Origin of the sequence: Streptomyces sp. cg40, from assembly GCF_050320165.1 — a bacterium.
GTDB classification, from domain to species: domain Bacteria; phylum Actinomycetota; class Actinomycetes; order Streptomycetales; family Streptomycetaceae; genus Streptomyces; species Streptomyces hokutonensis.
The window spans coordinates 5,884,252-5,907,225 of sequence record NZ_CP190128.1; the positions used below are offsets into that span (position 1 = coordinate 5,884,252).

Annotated in this window: 20 protein-coding genes; 15 read left to right on the forward strand and 5 right to left on the reverse strand. The window is 71.1% G+C overall.

Annotated elements, in window-relative coordinates:
• Positions 1-14: 14 nt before the first annotated feature.
• The 10 genes from ACQHII_RS26315 (at position 15) to ACQHII_RS26360 (ending at position 11,316) form a co-directional block, all read left to right on the forward strand.
• Positions 15-854 (forward strand): tryptophan 2,3-dioxygenase family protein, encoded by an 840-nt coding sequence (locus tag ACQHII_RS26315; RefSeq protein WP_359611632.1) that lies wholly within the window; start codon positions 15-17, stop codon positions 852-854.
• Positions 847-2,037, forward strand: a complete 1,191-nt coding sequence (kynU, locus tag ACQHII_RS26320) for a kynureninase (protein WP_427921628.1) — start codon at positions 847-849, stop codon at positions 2,035-2,037. The genes ACQHII_RS26315 and kynU overlap by 8 nt, the downstream gene beginning before the upstream one ends.
• Positions 2,038-2,282: 245 nt before the next feature.
• Positions 2,283-3,176 carry an alpha/beta hydrolase family protein gene (locus ACQHII_RS26325; RefSeq protein WP_427921629.1) on the forward strand — a complete coding sequence of 298 codons (894 nt, stop codon included), beginning with the start codon at positions 2,283-2,285 and terminating at the stop codon, positions 3,174-3,176.
• Positions 3,177-3,323: 147 nt separating this feature from the next.
• Positions 3,324-4,388, forward strand: coding sequence for an alpha/beta hydrolase (locus tag ACQHII_RS26330; protein ID WP_427921630.1), 1,065 nt, complete (start codon positions 3,324-3,326; stop codon positions 4,386-4,388).
• Positions 4,381-5,571: an acyltransferase family protein gene (locus ACQHII_RS26335; RefSeq protein ID WP_427921631.1), complete on the forward strand. Its 1,191-nt coding sequence runs from the start codon at positions 4,381-4,383 to the stop codon at positions 5,569-5,571. Before ACQHII_RS26330 ends, ACQHII_RS26335 begins: the two co-directional genes overlap by 8 nt.
• Before the next feature lie 10 nt (positions 5,572-5,581).
• Positions 5,582-7,063, forward strand: coding sequence for a sensor histidine kinase (locus ACQHII_RS26340; RefSeq protein ID WP_427921632.1), 1,482 nt, complete (start codon positions 5,582-5,584; stop codon positions 7,061-7,063).
• The gene (locus tag ACQHII_RS26345; protein WP_362980754.1) at positions 7,060-7,737 is read left to right on the forward strand and encodes a response regulator transcription factor; all 678 of its coding nucleotides are present in this window, start codon (positions 7,060-7,062) and stop codon (positions 7,735-7,737) included. Before ACQHII_RS26340 ends, ACQHII_RS26345 begins: the two co-directional genes overlap by 4 nt.
• A 101-nt stretch (positions 7,738-7,838) precedes the next feature.
• Complete coding sequence (locus ACQHII_RS26350) at positions 7,839-9,185, forward strand: sensor histidine kinase (protein WP_427921633.1); 1,347 nt, start codon at positions 7,839-7,841, stop codon at positions 9,183-9,185.
• On the forward strand, positions 9,182-9,850 hold the full coding sequence (locus tag ACQHII_RS26355; RefSeq protein WP_093627687.1) for a response regulator: 669 nt from the start codon (positions 9,182-9,184) through the stop codon (positions 9,848-9,850). The genes ACQHII_RS26350 and ACQHII_RS26355 overlap by 4 nt, the downstream gene beginning before the upstream one ends.
• Positions 9,851-10,110: 260 nt before the next feature.
• Positions 10,111-11,316 (forward strand): cytochrome P450, encoded by a 1,206-nt coding sequence (locus tag ACQHII_RS26360; RefSeq protein WP_427921634.1) that lies wholly within the window; start codon positions 10,111-10,113, stop codon positions 11,314-11,316.
• Here ACQHII_RS26360 and ACQHII_RS26365 read toward each other — a convergent pair.
• The 3 genes from ACQHII_RS26365 to ACQHII_RS26375 are packed head-to-tail and all read right to left on the reverse strand — an operon-like array spanning position 11,306 to position 14,069.
• Complete coding sequence (locus tag ACQHII_RS26365; RefSeq protein WP_427921635.1) at positions 11,306-11,524, reverse strand: hypothetical protein; 219 nt, start codon at positions 11,522-11,524, stop codon at positions 11,306-11,308. The genes ACQHII_RS26360 and ACQHII_RS26365 overlap by 11 nt on opposite strands.
• Positions 11,525-11,574: 50 nt before the next feature.
• Positions 11,575-13,185 (reverse strand): ABC transporter permease, encoded by a 1,611-nt coding sequence (locus ACQHII_RS26370; RefSeq protein ID WP_427921636.1) that lies wholly within the window; start codon positions 13,183-13,185, stop codon positions 11,575-11,577.
• The gene (locus ACQHII_RS26375; RefSeq protein WP_427921637.1) at positions 13,182-14,069 is read right to left on the reverse strand and encodes an ATP-binding cassette domain-containing protein; all 888 of its coding nucleotides are present in this window, start codon (positions 14,067-14,069) and stop codon (positions 13,182-13,184) included. The genes ACQHII_RS26370 and ACQHII_RS26375 overlap by 4 nt, the downstream gene beginning before the upstream one ends.
• 83 nt (positions 14,070-14,152) lie before the next feature.
• Here ACQHII_RS26375 and ACQHII_RS26380 point away from each other — a divergent pair, with 83 nt between their 5' ends.
• Positions 14,153-14,647: a GbsR/MarR family transcriptional regulator gene (locus ACQHII_RS26380; protein WP_427921638.1), complete on the forward strand. Its 495-nt coding sequence runs from the start codon at positions 14,153-14,155 to the stop codon at positions 14,645-14,647.
• 114 nt (positions 14,648-14,761) lie between these two features.
• Here ACQHII_RS26380 and ACQHII_RS26385 read toward each other — a convergent pair whose 3' ends face one another.
• The gene (locus tag ACQHII_RS26385; protein ID WP_427921639.1) at positions 14,762-16,273 is read right to left on the reverse strand and encodes an APC family permease; all 1,512 of its coding nucleotides are present in this window, start codon (positions 16,271-16,273) and stop codon (positions 14,762-14,764) included.
• Between the two features lie 182 nt (positions 16,274-16,455).
• Between ACQHII_RS26385 and ACQHII_RS26390 the strand changes: the two genes are divergently transcribed.
• Positions 16,456-17,844 (forward strand): ethanolamine ammonia-lyase subunit EutB, encoded by a 1,389-nt coding sequence (locus tag ACQHII_RS26390; protein WP_427921640.1) that lies wholly within the window; start codon positions 16,456-16,458, stop codon positions 17,842-17,844.
• Complete coding sequence (gene eutC, locus ACQHII_RS26395) at positions 17,841-18,605, forward strand: ethanolamine ammonia-lyase subunit EutC (protein ID WP_427921641.1); 765 nt, start codon at positions 17,841-17,843, stop codon at positions 18,603-18,605. Before ACQHII_RS26390 ends, eutC begins: the two co-directional genes overlap by 4 nt.
• Positions 18,606-18,639: 34 nt before the next feature.
• Here eutC and ACQHII_RS26400 read toward each other — a convergent pair whose 3' ends face one another.
• A complete protein-coding gene (locus ACQHII_RS26400; RefSeq protein ID WP_427921642.1) occupies positions 18,640-19,497 on the reverse strand; it encodes a diacylglycerol kinase in 858 nt (285 codons plus the stop codon).
• A 187-nt stretch (positions 19,498-19,684) separates the two neighbouring features.
• Between ACQHII_RS26400 and ACQHII_RS26405 the strand changes: the two genes are divergently transcribed.
• Both ACQHII_RS26405 and ACQHII_RS26410 read left to right on the forward strand, forming a co-directional pair.
• Complete coding sequence (locus ACQHII_RS26405; protein WP_026178807.1) at positions 19,685-20,968, forward strand: adenylosuccinate synthase; 1,284 nt, start codon at positions 19,685-19,687, stop codon at positions 20,966-20,968.
• A gap of 174 nt (positions 20,969-21,142) precedes the next feature.
• Positions 21,143-22,963, forward strand: a complete 1,821-nt coding sequence (locus tag ACQHII_RS26410; protein ID WP_427921643.1) for a bifunctional metallophosphatase/5'-nucleotidase — start codon at positions 21,143-21,145, stop codon at positions 22,961-22,963.
• Positions 22,964-22,974 lie beyond the last annotated feature (11 nt).

The following is a 22,974-nucleotide window of genomic DNA, read 5'->3' on the forward strand; positions in this document are numbered from 1 at the left end:
ATCAGGAGACAGCGATGTCCCAGCAGGCTCAGGAAACGCAGGAGCCCGAGGCCCCGCATCTCGACTTCCAGGGAACGACCCCCTACGAGGACTACGTCCAGGCGGACGTCCTCACCCACCTCCAGCACACCCGCTCCGACGACCCCGGCGAGATGGTCTTCCTGGTCACCACCCAGGTCATGGAGCTGTGGTTCACGGTCATCGTGCACGAGTGGGAGACCGCCGCGCGGGCCCTGCGCGAGGACCGGGTGCCGGTCGCGATCGACGCGCTGAAGCGTTCCGTACGGGAGCTGGAGGCGCTCAACGCCTCCTGGCGGCCCCTCGGACAGCTCACCCCGGCCCAGTTCAACTCGTACCGCGCCGCCCTCGGCGAGGGCAGCGGCTTCCAGTCGGCGATGTACCGCCGCATGGAGTTCCTGCTCGGCGAGAAGTCCGCGTCCATGCTCGTCCCGCACCGCGGAGCGCCGCGCGTGCACGCCGAGTTGGAGAAGGCACTGCACGAACCGAGCCTCTACGACGAGGTGTTGAGGCTCCTCGACCGGCGCGGGCACACGGTCCCCGAGGCCGTGCTCACGCGTGACGTCTCGCTGCGCTACGAGCCCTCGGAGCAGGTGGAGGAGGTGTGGACCGCCCTCTACTCCGGTGACTCCGGCGACGAACTCGCCCGGCTCGGCGAGGCGTTGACCGATGTCGCCGAGCTGGTGTGGCGATGGCGCAACGACCATCTCGTCGCCACCCGGCGCGCGATGGGCGCGAAGACCGGGACGGGCGGTTCCGCCGGGGTGGCCTGGCTGGAGAAGCGCGCGCAGAAGAACGTGTTCCCCGAGCTGTGGACGGCGCGCTCCCATGTCTGAACTCGCGCTGAAGGCAGAGAAGTTGGACGCCGCTGACGAATTGGCGTGCGTGCGTGCGCAGTTCGTCCTGGACGACGTGGTCTACCTGGACGGGAACTCGCTCGGCGCGCTGCCGGTGGCGGTACCCGGCCGGGTCGAGGACGTCGTACGGCGGCAGTGGGGCGAGCTGCGGATCCGGTCCTGGGACGAGAGCGGGTGGTGGACCGCGCCCGAGCGGATCGGTGACCGGATCGCCCCGCTGGTCGGGGCCGCGGCCGGGCAGATCGTTGTCGGCGACTCCACAAGTGTCAATGTGTTCAAGGCGGTTGTGGCGGCCGTGCGGATGGCCGGGGAGGGCCGCGACGAGATCGTCGTCGATGCGACGACTTTCCCCACGGACGGGTACATCGCCGGGTCGGCGGCCCGGATGACCGGCTGCACGGTGCGGCCGGTGACCCCGGCCGAGGTGCCGGGCGTGCTCGGCGACCGTACGGCGGCGGTGCTCCTCAACCACGTCGACTACCGCACCGGCCGGCTGCACGACCTGCCCGCGCTCACCGCCGCCGTACACGCGGCGGGTGCCGTGGCCGTCTGGGACCTGTGCCACAGCGCGGGCGCCCTGCCGGTCGGACTCGACGAGCACGGGGTGGACCTGGCGGTCGGCTGCACCTACAAGTACCTGAACGGCGGCCCGGGTTCACCGGCGTACCTGTATGTGCGCTCCGATCTCCAGAGCCGCTTCGACTCCCCGCTCCCGGGCTGGAACTCGCACGCCGAACCCTTCGGCATGCGGCCCGCCTACGAACCGGCGCCGGGCGCGCTGCGCGGCCGCGTCGGCACCCCGGACATCCTGTCCATGCTCGCCCTGGAGGCCGCCCTCGACGTGTGGGACGCCGACGGCGTCTCGGTCGGGGCCGTGCGGGCCAAGTCCCTTGCCCTGACGGACTTCTTCCTGGAGTGCGTGGCGTCGTACGTGCCCTCGGGACGGGTGGAGTCGGTGACCCCGGTCGCCCACGCGGAGCGGGGGAGCCAGGTCGCGCTGCGCTGCCCGGACGCCGGTGACGTGATGAAGCGGCTGATCGAGCGGGGTGTGGTCGGCGACTTCCGGCACCCGGACGTGCTGCGGTTCGGATTCACGCCGCTGTACGTCGGGTTCGCGGACGTGGAGCGGGCGGCGCGGGTGCTGGGGGAACTGGTCCGGTAGGACCTCTGGAAGGTGTGTACCTCGATCTAACCGGCGTAGGGCGCTGAAGCGGTTAGATGCCAGTGACGTGCACCGCAGAACCGTTTACGCCTCACCGAGCGTGACAACCGCGGTCTCCGTGCACGTCACTGGCCTGGTAGCGTCCCGGCCGACGGCCGAATTTCTCCGCGTGTTCCGCTCCTGGTCGCCATATCCCGTCACATCCCGATCCGTCCAAGTCCGTTTCGTCGCTGAGAGGTTGGAGCATGCCGGACGACGCCGCTGCCGCACGTGCCGCCGCAGCCGCCGCAGAAGAGGAGTCGGCCTTCTCGCACCCCGCCGTGGAGCCCGACGGCACCGCCGCGTACGGCGACCACCCCGACCAGGTGATCGACTTCTACGCCCCGCACGGCGAGCGGATGCCGGGCGAACCGGCGCCGCTGGTCGTCGTCCTGCACGGGGGTGCGTGGCGGGCGCCGTACGACCGCCGGCACATCACCCCGTTCGCGGACTTCCTGGCCCGGCGGGGGTTCGCGGTGGCCAATGTCGAGTACCGGCGGGGCGCGGGGCTGCCCGCGCAGGGCGGTACGGGCCCGGTCGCGGGCCGCTGGCCGGAGACCTTCGACGACGTCGCGGCGGCGCTCGACGCGCTGCCCGCGCTCGTCCGGGAGGCCCTTCCGCAGGCCGATCCGCGCCGTACGGTGCTCACCGGGCACTCGGCCGGCGGCCATCTCGCGCTGTGGGCGGCGGCCCGGCACGTCCTCCCCAAGGACGCCCCCTGGCGCACCGACGCCCCCGCCGCGCTGCGCGGTGTGGTCGCCCTCGCCCCCATCGCCGACTTCACGGTCGCCGAGAAGCTCGCGGTGTGCGGGGGAGCGGCGGGTCAACTCCTGGGTGGAGAGGCCACGTTCGCGGAGCGCCTGCCGTACGCCGATCCGACGCTCCTGCTGCCCACCGGCATCGCGACCGCACTGGTCCAGGGCCGCGCCGACCTCGTGGTCCCGCAGGCGGTCGCCGAGTCGTACGCGGACGCGGCGGCGAAGTCCGGCGAGGTCGTGGGCCTGACGCTCCTTGAGGACGTCGGCCACTTCCCCCTGATCGACCCGGCTGCGGACGCGTGCGCGGTGGTGGCGGAGGAGATCGCCCAACTGGCCTGGTGAGCAACGTCTCCCACCCGCGTCATACCCGTAGTACCTGAGAGCTACGGCGCAGGTGAGTTCCCTGGCGGGACGCGGACGACGTGCACGGATCCGTAATTTCCCTTCCAGATCGGCCCGACGGCGGCCGGTGCGGGAGGGGAGACGGGTATGGGGGTTGTTGATGCCTGCGCGGAGACCGGTACGGCGGTGGCCGACCCGGTGGAGAGAGGCCCGGCCGGGGAGGCCGAGACACCACGCGCCGAGCGCAACAAGCGGCGCCGTACCGGCAGTTGGCGCCGCGCGCTCCTCGCCGCGCTCGTCATAGGCGCGGTCGTGATCCCCCTGTCGGCCGCCGCCCGGCCCGAGATCCCTGCCCCCGCTCCGGCCGCGCTCGCACCGCTCACCGCGGCCACGTTGGACGAGACGTACGCGGCGAACGGCGCCAACGCCGCCGAGGCCTCCCGCATGGCCGCCGCCGACGGCGACGAGCGCCGCGCCGCCACGGACCGCGCCCTGGCCGGCCCGGACCGCCACCTCCTCGCCTACGACGGCCGCGGCCCGGGCCTGGCGACGGAGGTCCTCGGCGACCTGGCCCACGCCGACCGCATAGCCGTCCTGGTCCCGGGCTCGGACACCTCGCTCGACACCTACGACCGCTTCCGCGCCACCGCGCTGAACCTCCGCCGCCAACTGACCCACGACGCCCCGAACTCCCGTACGGCGGTGGTCTCCTGGCTCGGCTACGACACCCCGCGCACGGTGAGCACCACGGTGCTGACCGAGGGCCGAGCGGACCAAGCGGCCCCGCGTCTGCGGGAGTTCATACGGCAACTGCACGCCATCACCGGCCGCACGGCGCGGATCGCGCTGCTGTGCCACTCCTACGGCACGGTCGTCTGCGGGCGGGCCGCCGCCGGCCTGGACGTGTCCGACCTCGTCCTCGTCGGCAGCCCCGGCACGGGCGCCGACTCCGTTGCGGGACTGGGCACTTCGGCCCGCGTCTGGGCGGCACGCGGCGCCGACGACTGGGTGGGGGACGTCCCGCACGTCCGCGCCGACCTGTTCGGCACGACCGTCGGCTTCGGTACGGATCCGGTGTCCCCGGAGTTCGGCGCCCGCGTCTTCGCGGCCGGGGCCGGCGGCCACAGCGACTACTTCTCACCGGGCTCGGCCTCCCTGGCCAACCTCGCCCGGATCGTCCTCGGCGAGACCACGGAGGTGACCCATGCGTGAACGCCTGCGCCGTGCCGCCGTCCGCCTCGACGCCGCGACCCCGCCCGACCGGGACCGCGCCGTGGACGCCCTGCGCGCCTTCGCGATCATCGGAGTCGTCCTGGGCCACTGGCTGGTGACCGCGCTGGTCGCGGACGGCGGCACCCTGCACACGGCGAGCCCGCTGCGGGACATGCCGTGGCTGGCGCCCATCTCCTGGGTGTTCCAGACACTGGCGGTGTTCTTCCTGGTCGGCGGCCATGTGGCGACCCGGGGTTACGCGTTTGCACGCGCCCGGGGCACGACGTACGGCCAGTGGCTGACCGCCCGGCTGGCCCGGCTGTTCACCCCGGTCGCCGCGGTCCTCGTCGTGTGGACGGTGACGGCGCTCGCGCTGCTCCTGTCCGGCACGGACTTCGACACCGTCCGCGCCCTGGTCAAGCTGGCGCTGTCACCGATGTGGTTCCTGGTCGTGTTCGCGGGCCTGACGGCGGCCACCCCGCTGCTGACCCGGCTCAACCCGCTGTGGCCGCTGGCCGTCGTACTGCACGTGGACCTGATCCGATTCGGGCTCGGCGGCCCGTCCTGGCTCGGCTGGGTCAACGTGGCGGCGGGCTGGCTCGTGCCCTACACCCTCGGCGCGGCCTGGACCCGCGGCGAGCTGGACCGGGCCCGGGCGGGCTGGGTCCTGCTGACCGGCGGTACGGCGGCGACGGCGGCCCTCGTCCTCTGGGCGGGCTACCCGGCGTCGATGGTCGGCGTCCCCGGCACCACGATCTCCAACCTGGACCCGCCGACCCTGGCCGCCGTCACCTTCGGCCTGGCCCAGTGCGGCCTGGCCCTGCTGCTCAGGGACCGGCTGCGCCACGCGCTGCGCAGGCCGCTCGCCTGGTCGGCGCTGGCCCTGGTCAACCTCTCGGCGATGACGGTCTTCCTCTGGCACCAGACGGCCCTGATGGCCACCACGGCCGCGACCCTGCCCGCCGGCCGGCTGCCCGGTCTGCACACCCGCCCCGACGACCTGACCTGGGTGGCGGCCCGACTGGCCTGGCTCCCGGTGTTCGCGCTGACGCTGACGGTCTGCTGGGCGGCGTTCCGGATGTACGAACAGGGTCCGGGGCGCCGCCCGTCACGCCGCTCACGGGTCGGTCGCGCCCACACCCGCCCGCCCCACCCGGCAGCGAAGAGCCCTCGCCGTGCCTAGGGTTGACCGGGTGAACGCAGCCGCCGACGGTGCCGGGTCCCCGCACACCGCACCCGTCCTGTTCCCCGGACACCGCTGGCTGCGCCACCTCACGTACGTCCTCGTCTCCCTTGCCGCTCTCGGTCTCTCCCTGGCCGGCACGGACGAGATGTTGAGCGAGTACAAACTGGGCGTGGTCCAGGGCCTGTTGGCCGGTTTCGCGCAGGGCGTCGCCCTGGTCCTCGCCCTGCGTCGGCCCGTCCCCGCCTGGGCCCTGTCCCTCACCGCCACGGCCTTCACCGCGCTGACCGTGCGTGCTGCCATGGATCCCCTCCCCACCATGAATCCCCTCCCGGGCACGACCCCCGGCCCCGACTGGCCCTGGAACACCACCGAAGTCGTCGTCCAGGCCGCCGTCCTGCTGCTCGTGGCCCTGCGCGTGCCCACCCGCAAGGCTCTCGCGGCGCTGGCCGCGACCGCCCTGACGACGTTCGTCATCCAGGGTCTCGTCGGTGCCCAGCACTACTCCTCGACGGGCATGGTCGCGGTGGCCGTCTGCGCGGTGGCCGTCCTCATCGGCACCGCCCTGCGCGGACGCAGCGAGGCCCGTACCCAGCTCGTGGAGCAGGTCACGATCACGGCGGAGGAGCGCAACCGCCGCACCCTCCTGGAGGAGCGCAGCCGTATCGCCCGCGAACTGCACGACGTGGTCGCCCACCACATGTCGGTGATCTCCATCCAGGCCCAGGTGGCGCCCCTCCTGGTCGAGAACCCGTCGGAGGAACTCAGGGAGAACCTCGACGGCATCAGACAGAACGCCCTCGAAGCCCTCGCCGAACTGCGCCGGGTCCTCGGTGTGCTCCGCTCGGAGAACCCTGAGTATCCGGACGACCCCTACGCCCTGCCCGCCCCCGGCACCGGTGCCGCCCCCGACGCCCCGCAGCCCACCCTCGACCGCCTGGACGCCCTGATAGAGAACACCCGGGCCGCCGGTCTCGACGTGCGGGGAGACGTCAGGGGCGAGGTGCGCCCGCTGGCACCCGGAGTGGAGCTGTCGGCGTACCGGATCGTCCAGGAGGCCCTGAGCAACGCGTTGCGGCACGCCCCGGGTTCCACGGTCGCCGTCGAGGTCGCCCACGACCCCGACGGACTGCGGCTGTTCGTCACCAACTCCCGCCCGCAGCAGGCCGCCCCGCCCTCCCCGGGCGCCGGACACGGACTGCTCGGCATGCGGGAGCGCGCGGCGATGCTCGGCGGACACCTGACCGCGACGAGAACGTTCCAGGGCGGCTTCGCGGTCGTCGCGTTCCTCCCCAGGGACGGCGTCGCACTCCCCGACGGACCCGCGGGAACCGCGGGATCCCACGGCCCCGGGGGACCCCACGGCCCCGACGGACCTGACGGTTCGGACGGCGCCGACGGATCCGACGCCCCCGACAGCCCCGCCGCTCCCGGTACTTCCCCGTCCGCCGCCCCCGAGATCATCTTCCCGACAGGAGACGCGACCCCATGACGAGCGGCACCATCCGTGTACTCATCGCCGACGACCAGCAGATGGTCCGCCAGGGCTTCACCGTGCTGCTGAACGCCCAGCCCGGCATAGAGGTGGTCGGCCAGGCGGTCGACGGCCTGGACGCGGTGGCCAAGGTGGCCGAACTCGCCCCGGACGTCGTCCTCATGGACATCCGCATGCCCGAACTCGGCGGCATCGAGGCCACCCGCCGCATCACGGAGGCGACCCCGCACATCAAGGTCCTGGTGCTCACCACCTTCGACCTAGACGAGTACGTGTACGAGGCGCTGCGCGCGGGAGCCTCCGGCTTCCTCCTCAAGGACGCGTCCGCGGAGCAACTGGCCGAGGCGGTACGGGTGGTGGCAGCCGGTGACGCACTGCTAGCGCCGGGCGTCACCCGCCGGCTGATCGCCGAGTTCTCCCGGCTGAACGGGACACCGCGCACCCCGCTCAAGTCGCGCGTCGGCGACCTCACCGAACGCGAGACGGAGGTGCTCGCGCTGATCGCGCAGGGTCTGTCCAACGCGGAGATCGCCGAGCACCTGGTGGTCGCCGAGCAGACCGTGAAGACCCATGTCGGCCGCATCCTGGTGAAGTTGGGGCTGCGGGACCGGACGCAGGCGGCGGTGTTCGCGTACGAGTCGGGGCTGGTGCGGCCGGGCGGGGGCCGGTGAAGCCCGGCCGTCCCGCATACCCGTAGTACTTGAGAGGGACGCCCCAGGACCCTTCTCACAGGTGACGACGGCGACGGCCCCCTCCGCCTACCGTTTTGAATGTGACCGAGACGACCCAGCAGTTGCCGCCGACGGGCGGGGCCAAGCCGCGCAGCCCGGAGTTCAGGCTTGCCGCGGACGCCCTGCGCGGGCTGCGGCAGGACCTGTTCCACGACGCCTTCGCCTACCGCCCGCTGCCCCCCTCCACCGCCGACGGCCCGCTGGCCCGGCGCTTCAAGGGGCGGTTCAGGGAGTACGCGGCCTGGAGCCCGCACGCCCTGATCACCGCGGCCGGCCTGCTCGCGATGCTCATCGCGTCGAACAGCGCGATGCTCGGCGCGGGGACCAACGCGATGCTCGGCCTGCTCGCCCTGGTGCCTGTGCTGCTGACCATGGTGCGACCGGTCGGCGCGTTCTGGCTCTCCATGGCCGCGACCCCGGTCGCCACCTTTCTGGGGTCCGAGTGGGACAGCGAGTGGCCGTGGCTGGCCGGCAGCTTCGCCTGCCAGCTGTTCGTGCTCACGATCGTGGCGATACGCACCCGGCCGCGCACGGCCGCCTGGATGTGGGCGCTGACGGCGGTCTACGGCATCGTCGCCGACATGGTCGCCGCGGGCAATCACGCCTTCGGTTCGGACACGACACAGTTCCTGCTGCTCTCCGCGTTCGTCCTGCTCGGCGTCGCCGTCTGGCAGATACGCCGCGAGGCCCGGCAGGAGATGACCGCGCAGCAGACGGTGACGGCGCACGAGCGGTCCCGGCGCACCCTCCTGGAGGAGCGCACGACGATCGCCCGCGAGCTGCACGACGTGGTGGCCCACCACATGTCGGTGGTCGCCATCCAGGCGGAGGCCGCGCCCTACCGGGTGGAGAACCCGCCGCCGGAGCTGGAGCGCGCGTTCGTCACGATCCGGGAGAACGCGGTGGCGGCCCTGACCGAGCTGCGCCGTGTCCTGGGCGTGGTGCGCGCGGAGGACTACGAGGCGCCGGACGCCCCGCAGCCCACCCTCGCCGACATGGACGCGCTGCTGGCCAATGTGCGCGACGCCGGCCTGAGCGTGGAGAAGGCGGTGACGGGGGCGGTGCGTGAACTCCCGCAGGGCGTCGAGCTGTCGGCGTACCGGATAGTGCAGGAGGCGTTGAGCAACACGCTGCGGCACGCGCCCGGTGCGAGTGCCCGCGTCGAGATCGGTTATGTGCTGGGCGGGTTGGGCCTGCGGATAGTCAACGGCCCGATGCCCGAGCCGAGTCTGGTGAAGCCCTCGCCCGGCGCCGGGCACGGCATCACGGGGATGCGGGAGCGGGTCTCCATGCTGAACGGCGAGATGACGGCGGCCCCGGCGGACGACGGAGGCTACGAGGTGACGGTGTTCCTGCCGGTCCCGAGTGCGAGCGAAGGTGAGGCATGACGATCCGCGTGCTGATCGCGGACGACCAGATGATGGTGCGCGAGGGCTTCTCGGTCCTGCTGGGCGCGATGCCGGACATCGAGGTCGTCGGCGAGGCGGTGAACGGACGGGACGCGGTCGAGCGGGTGCGTGAACTGGCCCCGGACGTCGTCCTGATGGACATCCGGATGCCCGAGATGAACGGCATCGAGGCGACCCGGGAGATCGTCGCGGCCGACGGCGCGGCGAAGGTGCTGGTGCTCACCACCTTCGACCTCGACGAGTACGTGTACCAGGCGCTGCGCGCGGGAGCCTCCGGTTTCCTGCTCAAGGACGCCTCGGCACGCCAACTGGCCGACGGGGTGCGGGTGGTGGCGGCCGGCGAGGCGCTGCTGGCCCCCTCCGTGACCAAGCGGCTGATCACGGAGTTCTCGAAGCTGTCCGAGTCGCCCCGGCTGATACCGGCCGCGCAGCAGGCGGCGTACGGGGAGCTGACCGAGCGGGAGACGGAGGTGCTGGTCCTCATCGCCCAGGGCCTGTCGAACGTGGAGATCGCCGAGCGGCTGGTGGTCGCCGAGTCGACGATCAAGACCCATGTCAGCCGTGTCCTGGTGAAGTTGGGGCTGCGGGACCGGACGCAGGCGGCGGTGTTCGCGTACGAGGCGCGGCTGGTGACGCCGGGGTAGGAGGGGCCGCGTGCTCAGAACCCGCTGCCGCCGCCATCGGCGAAACGTGCAGGTGACACCGGGGCGATGCGCATCGGGCCGGGCTCGGGAGGAGGGGCGTCGTAGACGTAGGTGACCGTGAGTCCGCGGCTCCGGGCTCCCCACCCGGGCCACCCTCTGTTTCCCTGCCCCCGCCCTTCACCGCCCTCGTCGAGCACATCAAGGCCGGTGATATCGATCACCCCTGGTCAGGACGGGGATCGTCGGCATAACGTCCGTGCATGGCAGCCTTCGATCCCTGGGACCCGGCGTTCCTCGCCGACCCGTACCCCGCCTACGCCGAGCTGCGTGCCCGGGGCCGTGTGCAGTACTTCGAGTCCACGAACCAGTGGCTGGTCCCACGCCACGCGGATGTGTCGGCGCTGCTGCGCGACCGTCGGCTCGGGCGCACGTACCAGCACCGTTTCACCCACGAGGACTTCGGCCGGACGGCACCGCCGCCCGAGCACGAGCCGTTCCACACCCTCAACGACCACGGGATGCTCGACCTGGAGCCCCCGGACCACACCCGTATCCGGCGCCTGGTGTCGAAGGCGTTCACCCCGCGCACGGTCGAGCGGCTCAAGCCGTACGTCAGCCGGCTGGCCGGTGAGCTGGTGGACGGCCTGGTGGCCCGGGGCGGCGGCGATCTGCTCACCGAGGTGGCGGAGCCGCTGCCCGTCGCGGTGATCGCGGAGATGCTCGGCATCCCCGAGTCGGACCGCGCACCGCTGCGCCCCTGGTCGGCGGACATCTGCGGGATGTACGAACTGAGCCCGAGCGAGGACACGGCGGCGAAGGCGGTCCGCGCGTCGAACGAATTCTCCTCGTATCTACGCGAGTTGATCGCGGCCCGGCGCAAGGAACCCGGCGACGAGCTCATCTCCGGCATGATCGCGGCCCACGACGGGGACGACGACCGCCTCACCGAACAGGAGCTGATCTCCACCGCCGTACTGCTGCTCAACGCGGGCCACGAGGCGACGGTGAACGCCACGGTCAACGGCTGGTGGGCGCTGTTCCGCCACCCCGACCAGCTGGCGGCCCTGCGCGCGGACCATTCGCTGATCCCGTCCGCCGTCGAGGAGCTGATGCGCTACGACACCCCGCTCCAGCTCTTCGAGCGGTGGGTGCTGGACGAGATCGAGATCGACGGCACGGTGATCCCGAGGGGCGCGGAGATCGCGATGCTGTTCGGCTCCGCCAACCACGACCCGGCGGTCTTCGCGTCACCCGAGCGCCTGGATCTGACCCGCGCCGACAACCCGCACATCAGCTTCAGCGCGGGCATCCACTACTGCATCGGCGCGCCCCTGGCCCGTATCGAACTGGCCGCCTCCATGCGGGCGTTGCTGGAACGGGCCCCGACGCTCACCCTGGCGGCGGAGCCGGTCCGCAAGCCGAACTTCGTGATCCGGGGGCTGGAGGGGCTGAGCGTCACGGTCTGACGCGTCGGACCAGCGCCCAGACGCCGAGCGACGCGAGGATCCCGCCGAGGACCGCCAACGGCAACTCGGCGTACAGGACACTCCAGTCGGGGCTCGCCTCGAAGCGCCGGAAGCGGTTCCGGACGTCGTAGGACCACACCGCGAGCCCGACTCCCGCGCCGAGTGCGGCGGTCAGACACCCTCCGGCGGCCTGCGCACGTTGTCCCATGCCAGGGACGGACGCGTGCGCCGCGCCGGAGGTTCCCGTACCCGACGCGGTCAGGCCGTGAGGTCGCGCCGCCGCAGAGCCGCCAGTCCTACGGCGACCAGGGCGGCGGCGATCCCGGTGAGGGCCACCACCGGTCCCCACGCCATGTCCCCGCCCGGCAGCTTCGGCAGGTGGCCGAAGGGGGAGATGTCCAGGACCGCCTGGGGAAGGTTCAGCGCCGGGCCGATCCAGCCGAGGAGGAGGGCGAGGCCGGCCGCCGCCCAGGAGAGTGGGGACAGGCGGGGGGAGAGGCCGTGGAGGAGGACCGCCAGGGCGCCCAGGGTCCAGACCGCCGGGAGTTGGACCAGGCCGGCGGCGAGGATGGGGCCGGGCTCGGCGCCGTAGCCGAGGGTGAGGCCGAGACTGCTCAGGAGCATGATCAGGGCCGCGCCCGCGAAGGCGATCGTCAGGTGGCCGGCCGCCCAGCGCAGGCGGCCCACCGCGTTCGCGAGGACCGGTTCGGCGCGTCCGGTCGTCTCCTCGCTGTGCAGCCGTAGGACCGACGAGACCGCGTACAGCGCGGCCAGCATGCCGAACATGCCGACCATCGTGGCCAGGAACGCGTCCTCGATGCCGGACCGGCCGCCCATCCGCTCGATGATCTCGCGGGTCCTGGCGTTGTCGCCGACCAGGTCCGCCGCGCCCTTGGTGATGCCGCCGAAGGCGACCCCGGCCGCGAGGAAGCCCAGGCTCCAGCCCAGGACGGCACCTCGCTGGAGGCGCCAGGCCAGGGCGGCCGCCGTGCCGAGGCGGCCGTTCGCCGGTCCGGGGCGGGCGGGCAGGAAGCTCATCCCCACGTCCCGGCGGCCAGCCAACTCGTAGGCCGCGAAGCCCTGTACGAGTGCCGCCGCCGCGAACAGGGCCAGGACCCACCAGCGTTCGGACGCGAACGGGCGCAGGTTCTCCAGCCAGCCGATCGGGGAGATCCACGTCGCGGGCGAGGAGGCGTCGTTGGTCGTCGAGTCGCCCACCGCGCGGAGTGCGAACGCCGTTCCCAGCAGGCCGCCGGTCAGGCCCTTCGCCAGTCGGCCGCTGTCCGTGAACTGCGCGACGATCGCCGCGAGCGTCGCGAACACCATGCCCACTCCGCCGATGCCGAGGCCGAGTGCGAGGGCACCTGCCGATCCCTGCCCGGCCAGCCCGGCCGTGATCAGCAGCGTCAGCGCGGAGTCGGCGACGAACGCCGTCAGCAGGGCTGCCGTCAGCGGGGCGCTGCGGCCCACCATCGCGGAGGAGACGAGTTCCTGGCGGCCGCTCTCCTCCTCGTCCCGTGTGTGCCGTACGACGACGATCAGGCTCATGATTCCGGCGAGGATCGCGGCGTAGCCGCCGATGCGCCAGGCGGTGAGGCCGCCGAGGGAGTCGCTGAACACCGGGCCGTAGGTGGCGCGCAGTGAGCTGTTGCCGAGCATCTGGCGGGCGATGTCGGCGCGTTCGGCGGGGGTGGAGTAGACGCTGCGCAGCGAGCCGGGGAGGGAGAGGACCAGCAGGGCCGTCACCGCCACCCAGGCCGGGATCACCACCCGGTCGCGGCGCAGGTTGAAGCGCAACAGGGCGCCGGTGCCCGCGAGTTGGCGGGAGGTGCCCGTGCCGGTGCGTGCGGGGAGCGCGGTGGCGGTCATTCCGCCTCCTGGTAGTGGCGCAGGAAGAGTTCCTCCAGCGTCGGTGGTTTCGAGGTGAGCGACAGTACGCCCGAGTCGGTCAACGACCGTAGTACGGCGTTGAGTTGGTCCGTCTCCACCTGGAGCCGTACACGCCTGCCCTGTACGTCGAGGTCGTGGACGCCGGGGAGGGACGCCAACCCGTTGGGCTCACCGGTGAGTTCGGCGCTCACGCTGGTGCGGGTCAGGTGGCGCAGGTCGGCCAGCGAACCGCTCTCCACCGTGCGGCCCTTGCGGATGATGCTCACCCGGTCGCACAACTCCTCGACCTCGCTGAGGATGTGGGAGGAGAGGAGGATCGTCCGGCCCCGGTCGCGTTCCTCCTCCACGCAGCGCTGGAAGACCTCCTCCATCAGCGGGTCCAGGCCCGAGGTCGGCTCGTCCAGGATCAGCAGGTCGACGTCAGAGGCGAACGCGGCGACGAGGGCCACCTTCTGGCGGTTGCCCTTCGAGTACGTGCGGCCCTTCTTGGTGGGGTCGAGCTCGAAGCGGTCGATCAGGTCGGCGCGGCGGGACCTGTCGAGACCGCCGCGCAACCTGCCGTAGAGATCGATGACTTCGCCGCCGGACAGATTGCGCCACAACGTCACGTCGCCGGGGACGTAGGCGACCCGGCGGTGCAGTTCGACCGCGTCGGCCCAGGGGTCCCGGCCCAGGAGCCGGGCGGCGCCCGAGTCGGCGCGCAGCAGGCCGAGCAGGACGCGGATCGTCGTGGACTTGCCGGAGCCGTTGGGGCCGAGGAAGCCGTGCACCTCGCCGGTCTCGACGTCCAGGTCGAGGCCTGCGAGGGCTTGTGTCCTGCCGAACGACTTGTGCAGCCCGGAGACGGTGATTGCCTTCGTCATGGAGCCGAACGTACGCTAACTTCAGAAATTTGTGAAGTTAAGGAAGCGTAGGAAATGTATGAAGCCCGGATAGGGTGGTGACCATGACGGATGAGGCAGGGCGGGACCAGGAGGCGGTCTCGAAGTTCGTGGAGAGTTTCGCGGCACAGCTCGTCGAGGCCGGGATGCAGCGGATGCCGGCCCGAGTCTTCGCGGCGCTTCTGTCCTCCGACGACGGGGCGATGACCTCGATCGAGCTGGGGGAGCAGCTGCGGATCAGTCCGGCGGCGGTTTCCGGGGCGGTGCGGTATCTGGCGCAGACGCACATGGTTTCGCGTGAGCGGGAACCTGGCTCGCGCCGGGAGCGGTACGTGGTGCACGGGGATCAGTGGTATGAGGCGCTCACCAACCGCGAGGCGCTCATCAAGCGGTGGGAGGGGGCTCTGCGCGAGGGTGTCAGCAGTCTTGGCGCGGACACCCCGGCGGGACGTCGTATGGCCGAGACGCTCGCCTTCTTCGAGTTCGTCGAGGGGGAGGTCTCGGCCATGATGGAGCGATGGCGGGTTCACCGGGAAACACGGTTCGGTGGAGCTGCCTAAGGGGCGCGGGGAACTGCGCGACCAGCCCACCACCGGGCCGCAGACGAGTACGAATCTGCGGGAGCGTCGTGGCTGGTCGCGCAGTTCCCCGCGCCCCTAAAAGCTAAAAGCGCTTCAGCGCTCCTTGGTTTCTTCCAGCACCGTGCGGCCGAGCAAGGCGTACCGCTCAGGCGACCGGCGCTTCAGGTACTGCGCGTAGCCGATGCCCGTCGCCGCGACCAGGGCCACCAGCCAGGGCGTTGCCTTCAGGAGGAGGGAGTCGGACTCCGAGCCCGCCGCCACGCTCATGTTGGAGACCAGGAGGAGGACCACCGCCAGCATCGCCACACCGCCGAGCAGCGGAGCGGTGAACGTGCGGAACCAGTGGCGGCTCTCGGGGTGGTGGGTGCGGAAGTACGCCAGTACCGCGAACGAGCACACCGCCTGCACCACCAGGATCGCCATCGTGCCGAGGATGGCCAGCAGGACGTACATCGCGTTGGCCGGGTCCTTGCTCGTGGCCCAGAACGCGAGGATCAGGGCGGCGCTGATCACGGTCTGCACGAAGCCCGCGATGTGCGGGGAGCCGTGCTTGGCGTGGGTGCGGCCGATGGTGTTCTTCAGCTTCGGCAGAACGCCCTCGCGGCCCAGCGCGTACATGTAGCGGCTGGCGCAGTTGTGGAAGGCCATGCCGCAGGCGAGCGAGCCGGTGATCATCAGCCACTGCATGAGGTCGACCGCCCAGTGGCCGACGTAGTGCTCGGTGGGGTTGAAGAAGAGCGCGAGCGGGTTCGCGGACGAGGCGACCTTGACGGCCTCGCTCTCGCCGTTGCCGATGATCGCCATCCAGGAGACGAAGACGTAGAAGACGCCGACGCCGAGGACCGAGATCATCGTCGCCTTGGGGATGATCTTCTTCGGGTCGCGGGACTCCTCGCCGTACATGGCCGTGGACTCGAAGCCGACCCAGGACCAGAAGGCGAAGAAGAGGCCGAGACCGGCGCTCGTCCCCTTGAACGCGTTGACCGGGTTGACCGGGCCGAAGGTGAAGCCGTGCGGGCCGCCGCCGTGCAGGGCGACCGAGATCGCCATCGCGGCGAGGACGGTCACCTCCGTGCCGAGGAGGACGACGAGCAGCTTCTCCGCGACCGAGACGCCGAACCAGGTGCCCGTCGCGTTGACGGCGAGCATCACGATCGCGCAGACCCACCACGGGACGTCAAGTCCCGTCTGGTCCTTGAGGGTTCCGGTGGCGAAGACCGAGAAGATGCCGATCAGCGCCGGCTCGAACACGACGTACGCGAAGGTGGCGAGGAGGCCGGACGCGAGTCCCACGGTGCGGCCGAGGCCGTAGGAGATGAAGCCGTAGAACGCGCCCGTCGAGGTGATGTGCTTGGCCATCGAGGTGAAGCCGACGGAAAAGATTGCCAGGACGACCATTGCGACGAGATAGCTCGCCGGGGCGCCTATGCCGTTGCCGGACGAGACCATGAAGGGCACGTTGCCGGTCATCGCGGTGATCGGGGCGGCGGTCGCGACGGCCATGAAGACCACGCCCAGCAGGCCGATGGCGTTGGGCTTGAGCCGGTGAACGGCGCCGTCCTCGCTTGTGTTCGCCGCGGGGGCGACTCCTTCGTCCACTGCCATCGGGATGGTTCCTCTCCTGCTGATCCGGGGGTTCCGTGGTGGTTCTACGGGGGGTCTACGGTGCGGAACTCTGTCGGCCGAATGAGTCCGGCAAGGGTTGCGGTGCGTTAAATGTTTGTCAACCAGACCTTTAGAAATCTGGCGAAATCCGATGGCAACACGGGCCTCGTACGGTCGCCGCCATGAGTACGTACACCTCGACCCTCGGCGGCCGGCACTACCGCTTCGGCTCCCTCGCGCGCCTGCTCGCCGCCGCGAGCCCCGAGCGCTCCGGCGACCGGCTGGCGGGGCTGGCCGCGGAAAGTGCCCAGGAGCGGGTGGCGGCGCGGTGGGCGCTGGCGGACGTGCCGCTGACCGCCTTTCTCGCCGAGCCGGTGATCCCGTACGAGACCGACGACGTGACCCGGCTGATCCTCGACACGCACGACGCGGCGGCCTTCGCGCCGGTGGCCGGGCTGTCGGTGGGCGGTCTCCGGGAGTGGCTGCTGACGGCCGACACCGATCAACTGGCCGCCGTAGCAGCAGGGTTGACGCCGGAGATGGTGGCGGCCGTGTCCAAGCTGATGGGCAACGCGGATCTCGTCGCGGTCGCGCGCAAGGTGCGGGTCGTGACCGCCTTCCGGTCCACGATCGGGCTGCCGGGGCGGCTCGCCACCCGGCTCCAGCCCAACCACCCCACCGACGACCCGGCGGGCGTGGCCGCGGCCCTGCTCGACGGGCTGCTGCTCGGCTCCGGCGACGCGGTGATCGGCATCAACCCGGCGACGGACAGTCCCAAGGCGGTACGGGACCTGCTGGAGTTGCTGGACGGAGTCATCCAGCGGTACGCGATCCCCACCCAGTCCTGCGTCCTGTCCCACGTCACGACGAGCATGGACCTGATGGCGCGCGGGGCGCCGGTCGATCTCGTCTTCCAGTCCATCGCCGGCACCCAGGCGGCCAACGCGTCCTTCGGCGTCACGCTGGGGCTGCTGGACGAGGCCTACGAGGCGGCGCGGGCGCTCGGCCGGGGCACGGTCGGCTCGAACGTCATGTACTTCGAGACCGGCCAGGGCAGCGCACTGTCCGCCGACGCGCACCACGGGGTCGACCAGCAGACGGTGGAGGCACGGGCGTACGCGGTCGCCCGCCGCTACGACCCGCTCCTGGTGAACACGGTCGTCGGCTTCATCGGCCCGGAGTACCTCTACGACGGCCGGCAGATCCTCCGCGCCGCCCTGGAGGACCACTTCTGCGGCAAGGTGCTCGGCCTGCCGATGGGTCTGGACATCTGCTACACCAACCACGCCGACGCGGACGACGACGACATCGCCACCATGCTCACGATGCTCGGCGTGGCCGGCGCGTCCTTCGTGATCTGCACACCGGGCGGCGACGACATCATGCTCAACTACCAATCCGCCTCGTACCACGACGCGTTGTACCTCCGCGAGGTCCTCGGCCTGCGCCCGGCACCGGAGTTCGAGGCGTGGCTCGACTCGATCGGCCTGCTGGAAGAGGGCGGGTCGATCCGGGACGTATCGGCCACGGCCCACCCGTTGACGGCGATCGGAAGGGAACTGGTGGCATGACGACCGGTCAAGTGGAGCTGCTGGGCGGGGAGTTGTGGCCGACGCTGCGCCGTCACACCCAGGCGAGGATCGGCCTCGGCCGGGCGGGCTCGGGCCTCCCGACCCACCACCGGCTGGAGTTGCAGGCCGCGCACGCGGCGGCGCGGGACGCGGTGCACTCGCCGTTCGCGCCGGACGTGGTGGCCGCGGCGCTGGGCGGCGAGCCGACGGTACGGGTGCGCAGCGCGGCCCCCGACCGGCTCACCTACCTCCAACGCCCCGACCTGGGCCGCCGGTTGGACCCCGCAGATCGCGCGCACCTTCCGCTCGGCGACTGGGACGTCGTCTTCGTCGTCGCCGACGGCCTGTCCAGCCGGGCCGTGCACGAGCACGCGGCGGCGATGGTCCGCGCGACGACGGCCCTCCTCCCGACGTCCTGGCAGGTGGCTCCGGTGATCCTCGCCGAACAGGCCCGCGTGGCCCTCGGCGACGACATCGCCTCGGCGATGGGCGCGACGATGGTCGTCGTCCTCGTCGGCGAACGCCCCGGCATGTCGGCGGCGGACTCCCTGGGCGCGTACCTGACGTACCGGCCCAAGCCGGGGGTGACGACGGACGCCGACCGCAACTGCCTGTCCAACATCCGGCCGCCGTTGGGGCTGACGTACGAGGTGGCGGCGGGGAAGCTGGCGGGACTGATGGGCAGGGCAAGGGAGTCGGGAGTCACGGGTGTGGCGCTGAAGGACGACTCGGACGGGAAATCCAGCCTCTCCGGCGTTTGAGGAGCGGGGGCGGCGGGGGCGAGGAAAGCCCGCCTCACCCCGGCAACGTAAGCCCCCAGGCCCCCTCCCGCACCACCCACGTCCGCGTCCGCACCGGCCCCGCCACCACCGCGTCCGCCCGGTACCGGAAATCCGCCCCGGACACGGTCACCGACCGCCCCCGCGCACACAGCGGTGACGCCTCCGCGCCCACCGACACCGGCCGCACTTCCACCTCGGCCAGCCCCGACGCCCCCGGCCGCACAGCGACCGTCTCCACCGGCTGGTCCAGGTCGACGAGGGTGACGCCGTCGACCTCGACCCGCAGCCGGGCCGGTCCGAAGCGGGGCGCACCGGCGAGCGGCTCCCGTGGCGGACGGGCCGGCACCAGGGTCCGTACCAGCGACTGACACGTCCGCAGCCACGACGCGTGCCCGGTGCCGGCGGGCGAGGGCACCGCGGGGGAGGGGAGCGAGGGGATCCGCAGCGCGCCGAGCACGACCCCGTCGCTGTCGTCGACGAGCAGGTCCATCCGCCGTACGACGCCGTCGAGCACCGCCCGCGCCGCCGCCACCGCCCCCGTGGGCACCCCCAGCGCCCCCGCGAGGGACAGCGCGCCGCCCACCGGCACCATCGACAGGGCGCATCCGGCCAGCTCGCGCTGGCGGTGCAGCAGGGACACGGTCCGCATCAGGGCCCGGTCGTCGCCCACCAGCACCGGTCGCCGTGAGCCCCGCCGGGCCAGGACCCGGGCGAATTCCTCGGGCCCCTCCGGCATGCACACCTTGGTCGCCGCACCCGCGCTGAGCACGTCTTTCGCGATGCGGACGGACTCTCCGTCGGTGCGCCGGGCGACCGGATCGATGACGACCAGGAGCTGATCGGAAGTCGCGGAAGTCGCCACCTCGGCCATGCCTCGCTTCCTCGGGTAGCATCTTTGTGCAAGAGCCCCTTGCGCTATTGCGCCAGGGGCTTCGTCTATTCCGGGGCATCCGGTCCGACGGGTTGCGGCCGACGAGGGTCGCTGACGTACGAGGCACACGCTGTGCGGCGTACGTCTCTGACCTTGGACATGCCCCGCCCGGAAGGGGTGTACGCGCGTGCCCGCACTTGTGCTGCTCGGTGCTCAGTGGGGTGACGAAGGCAAGGGAAAGGCGACGGACCTGCTAGGTGGGTCCGTCGACTATGTGGTGCGCTACCAGGGCGGCAACAACGCCGGCCACACGGTAGTCGTGGGCGATCAGAAGTACGCCCTTCACCTGCTCCCTTCCGGGATCCTCACACCGGAGTGCACTCCGGTCATCGGCAACGGTGTCGTCGTCGACCCGTCGGTCCTGTTCTCCGAGCTGAACGGGCTGAACGAGCGCGGCGTCGACACGTCCAAGCTCCTGATCAGCGGTAACGCTCACATCATCACGCCCTACAACGTGACGGTGGACAAGGTGACGGAGCGCTTCCTCGGGAAGCGGAAGATCGGGACGACGGGCCGCGGTATCGGGCCCACCTACGCGGACAAGATCAACCGCGTCGGCATCCGGGTCCAGGACCTCTACGACGAGTCGATCCTGACGCAGAAGGTCGAGGCCTCCCTCGACATCAAGAACCAGATGCTCACCAAGCTCTACAACCGGCGCGCGATCGCGATCGAGCAGGTCGTCGAGGAGCTGCTGTCCTACGCGGACCGCCTCAAGCCGTACGTCGCCGACACGGTCCTCGTCCTCAACCAGGCGCTGGACCAGGACAAGGTCGTCCTCTTCGAGGGCGGGCAGGGCACCCTCCTCGACATCGACCACGGGACCTATCCCTTCGTCACGTCCTCGAACCCCACCGCGGGCGGCGCGTGCACGGGCGCGGGTGTCGGCCCGACGAAGATCAGCCGGGTCATCGGCATCCTGAAGGCCTACACGACCCGGGTCGGCTCGGGCCCGTTCCCGACCGAGCTGTTCGACGCGGACGGCGACGCGCTGCGCCGCATCGGCGGCGAGCGGGGCGTCACCACCGGCCGCGACCGGCGCTGCGGCTGGTTCGACGCGGTCATCGCCCGCTACGCGACCCGCGTGAACGGCCTGACCGACTTCTTCCTCACCAAGCTCGACGTCCTCACCGGCTGGGAGGAGATCCCGGTCTGTGTGGCCTACGAGATCGACGGCAGGCGCGTCGAGGAACTCCCGTACTCGCAGACCGACTTCCACCACGCGAAGCCGATCTACGAGAACCTGCCCGGCTGGAGCGAGGACATCACGAAGGCCAAGACCTTCGCGGACCTCCCGAAGAACGCGCAGGCGTACGTGAAGGCGCTGGAGGAGATGTCGGGCGCGCCGATCTCCGCGATCGGTGTCGGACCGGGACGTACGGAGACGATCGAGATCAACTCGTTCATCTAGGACGGCGGTTGAGCCGTTTTCGACGGCCGCACTTGGGCCGGTCTTGGGAAACCTTGACCGGCCCTTGGGCTGTCCGTGGTTACGCCGGTAACAGGTGGAGGCCAGCATCTACGCGGGTAGCCCGCCGCGCCCCGCACGCACCACCCGCCCTCCGCGCCCTCCCAGGAGCCCTGAATGCCCGTCAATCCCATGAACCGCCGTGAGTTCGTGCAGAAGTCCGCCGTCACCGGCGCGGTCGTGGCCGTCGCGGGGACGGCGGCGGCGACCCCGGCCGAGGCCGCCGACCGGCACAAGCCGACGCCGAAGCCCAAGACCTGGTCGTTCTCCGTCCTGGGCACGACCGACCTGCACAGCCACGTCTTCAACTGGGACTACTACACCAACGCCGCCCCGGTGGACTCCAAGGGCAACACCTACGGCATCGCCCGCATCGCCACCCTGGTCAAGAACCTGCGCGCCGAGAAGGGCGAGCACCGGGTGCTGCTCGTCGACGCGGGCGACATCATCCAGGGCACGTCCCTCGCGTACTACTACGCCAACGTCGACCCCATCACGGGCAAGGACGGCAAGCGCGGCCCCAAGCACCCGATGGCCGTCGCCATGAACGAGATGCGCTACGACGCCGCCGCCCTCGGCAACCACGAGTTCAACTACGGCGTGGAGGTGCTGCGCGCCTTCGAGAAGCAGTGTCACTTCCCGCTGCTCGGCGCCAACGCCCTGGACGCGAAGACCCTGAAGCCCGCGTTCGAGCCCTACACGGTCAAGCGCATCAAGGTGCCCGGCGCGCCCGACATCAAGGTCGGCATCCTCGGTCTCACCAACCCGGGCATCGCGCTGTGGGACAAGGACAACGTCAGCGGCAAGCTGGTCTTCCCCGGGCTCGTCGAGCAGGCGAAGAAGTACGTGCCGCGGCTGCGCGCGCTCGGCTGCGACGTCGTCTTCCTCACCGACCACTCGGGCCTCGACGGCTCGACCTCGTGGGGCGACGAACTCCCCTACGTGGAGAACGCGTCGAACCTGGTCGCCCAGCAGGTCCCCGGCATCGACGCGATCCTCGTCGGCCACACCCACGTCGACGTCCCCACCTACACGGTGAAGAACGACGAGACCGGCGAGGACGTCCTCCTGTCCGAGCCGTACTGCTACGGGTACCGCCTGTCCGTCTTCGACTTCGAGCTGGAACTCGTGCGCGGCTGCTGGAAGATCACCAGTAAGACGGCGACCACGCTCAACAGCAACACGGTCGCCGAGGACCCGAAGATCACCGAACTCCTCACCGCCGACCACGACCTGGTCGTCAAGTACGTCAACACGGCGATCGGCACCAGCACCGCGGACATGTCGACCGCGGAGGCCTGCTGGAAGGACGTCCCCGCCATCGACTTCATCCACGAGGTACAGATGGAGACGGTCAAGGCGGGCCTCTCGGCCGCCGACGCCGCGCTCCCGCTGATCTCCGTGGCGGCCTGCTTCAGCCGCACCGCCGACATCCCCAAGGGCGACGTGACCATCCGCGATGTCGCCGGCCTCTACATCTACGAGAACACCCTCTACGGCAAGAAGCTCACCGGCGCCCAGCTCAAGGACTACCTGGAGTACGCGGCGAAGTACTACCACCAGGTCCCGTCGGGCACGGCGGTGGACACGGCCACCCTCACCAACGCCAACAGCTTCTGGGACTACATGTACGACACGGCGGCCGGTGTCTCCTACGAGATCGACATCGCGGCGGCCGAGGGCTCCCGCATCAAGAACCTCACCTACGACGGCGCCGCGATCCCCGACGACCAGGTCTTCGTCGTCGCGGTCAACAACTACCGCGCCAACGGCGGCAGCGGCTACCCGCACATCGCCGCCGCGGAGTCCGCCTACAGCTCCACCAACCAGGTCCGCGACCTGATGATCGCCTACGCCACGGCCAAGGGCACCATCGACCCGTCGACCTTCGCGGCCACCAACTGGAAGCTGACCCAGGCGGGCACGCCGGTCTTCTAGACCCCGCACCC

Bases quoted from the DNA above. Each gene is read 5' to 3' on its own strand.
- ACQHII_RS26315 (WP_359611632.1), top strand. From the start codon at position 15: ATGTCCCAGCAGGCTCAGGAAACGCAGGAGCCCGAGGCCCCGCATCTC.
- kynU (WP_427921628.1), top strand. From the start codon at position 847: ATGTCTGAACTCGCGCTGAAGGCAGAGAAGTTGGACGCCGCTGACGAA.
- ACQHII_RS26325 (WP_427921629.1), top strand. From the start codon at position 2,283: ATGCCGGACGACGCCGCTGCCGCACGTGCCGCCGCAGCCGCCGCAGAA.
- ACQHII_RS26330 (WP_427921630.1), top strand. From the start codon at position 3,324: ATGGGGGTTGTTGATGCCTGCGCGGAGACCGGTACGGCGGTGGCCGAC.
- ACQHII_RS26335 (WP_427921631.1), top strand. From the start codon at position 4,381: ATGCGTGAACGCCTGCGCCGTGCCGCCGTCCGCCTCGACGCCGCGACC.
- ACQHII_RS26345 (WP_362980754.1), top strand. From the start codon at position 7,060: ATGACGAGCGGCACCATCCGTGTACTCATCGCCGACGACCAGCAGATG.
- ACQHII_RS26355 (WP_093627687.1), top strand. From the start codon at position 9,182: ATGACGATCCGCGTGCTGATCGCGGACGACCAGATGATGGTGCGCGAG.
- ACQHII_RS26360 (WP_427921634.1), top strand. From the start codon at position 10,111: ATGGCAGCCTTCGATCCCTGGGACCCGGCGTTCCTCGCCGACCCGTAC.
- ACQHII_RS26365 (WP_427921635.1), bottom strand. From the start codon at position 11,524: ATGGGACAACGTGCGCAGGCCGCCGGAGGGTGTCTGACCGCCGCACTC.
- ACQHII_RS26370 (WP_427921636.1), bottom strand. From the start codon at position 13,185: ATGACCGCCACCGCGCTCCCCGCACGCACCGGCACGGGCACCTCCCGC.
- ACQHII_RS26375 (WP_427921637.1), bottom strand. From the start codon at position 14,069: ATGACGAAGGCAATCACCGTCTCCGGGCTGCACAAGTCGTTCGGCAGG.
- ACQHII_RS26380 (WP_427921638.1), top strand. From the start codon at position 14,153: ATGACGGATGAGGCAGGGCGGGACCAGGAGGCGGTCTCGAAGTTCGTG.
- ACQHII_RS26385 (WP_427921639.1), bottom strand. From the start codon at position 16,273: ATGGCAGTGGACGAAGGAGTCGCCCCCGCGGCGAACACAAGCGAGGAC.
- ACQHII_RS26390 (WP_427921640.1), top strand. From the start codon at position 16,456: ATGAGTACGTACACCTCGACCCTCGGCGGCCGGCACTACCGCTTCGGC.
- eutC (WP_427921641.1), top strand. From the start codon at position 17,841: ATGACGACCGGTCAAGTGGAGCTGCTGGGCGGGGAGTTGTGGCCGACG.
- ACQHII_RS26400 (WP_427921642.1), bottom strand. From the start codon at position 19,497: ATGGCCGAGGTGGCGACTTCCGCGACTTCCGATCAGCTCCTGGTCGTC.
- ACQHII_RS26410 (WP_427921643.1), top strand. From the start codon at position 21,143: ATGCCCGTCAATCCCATGAACCGCCGTGAGTTCGTGCAGAAGTCCGCC.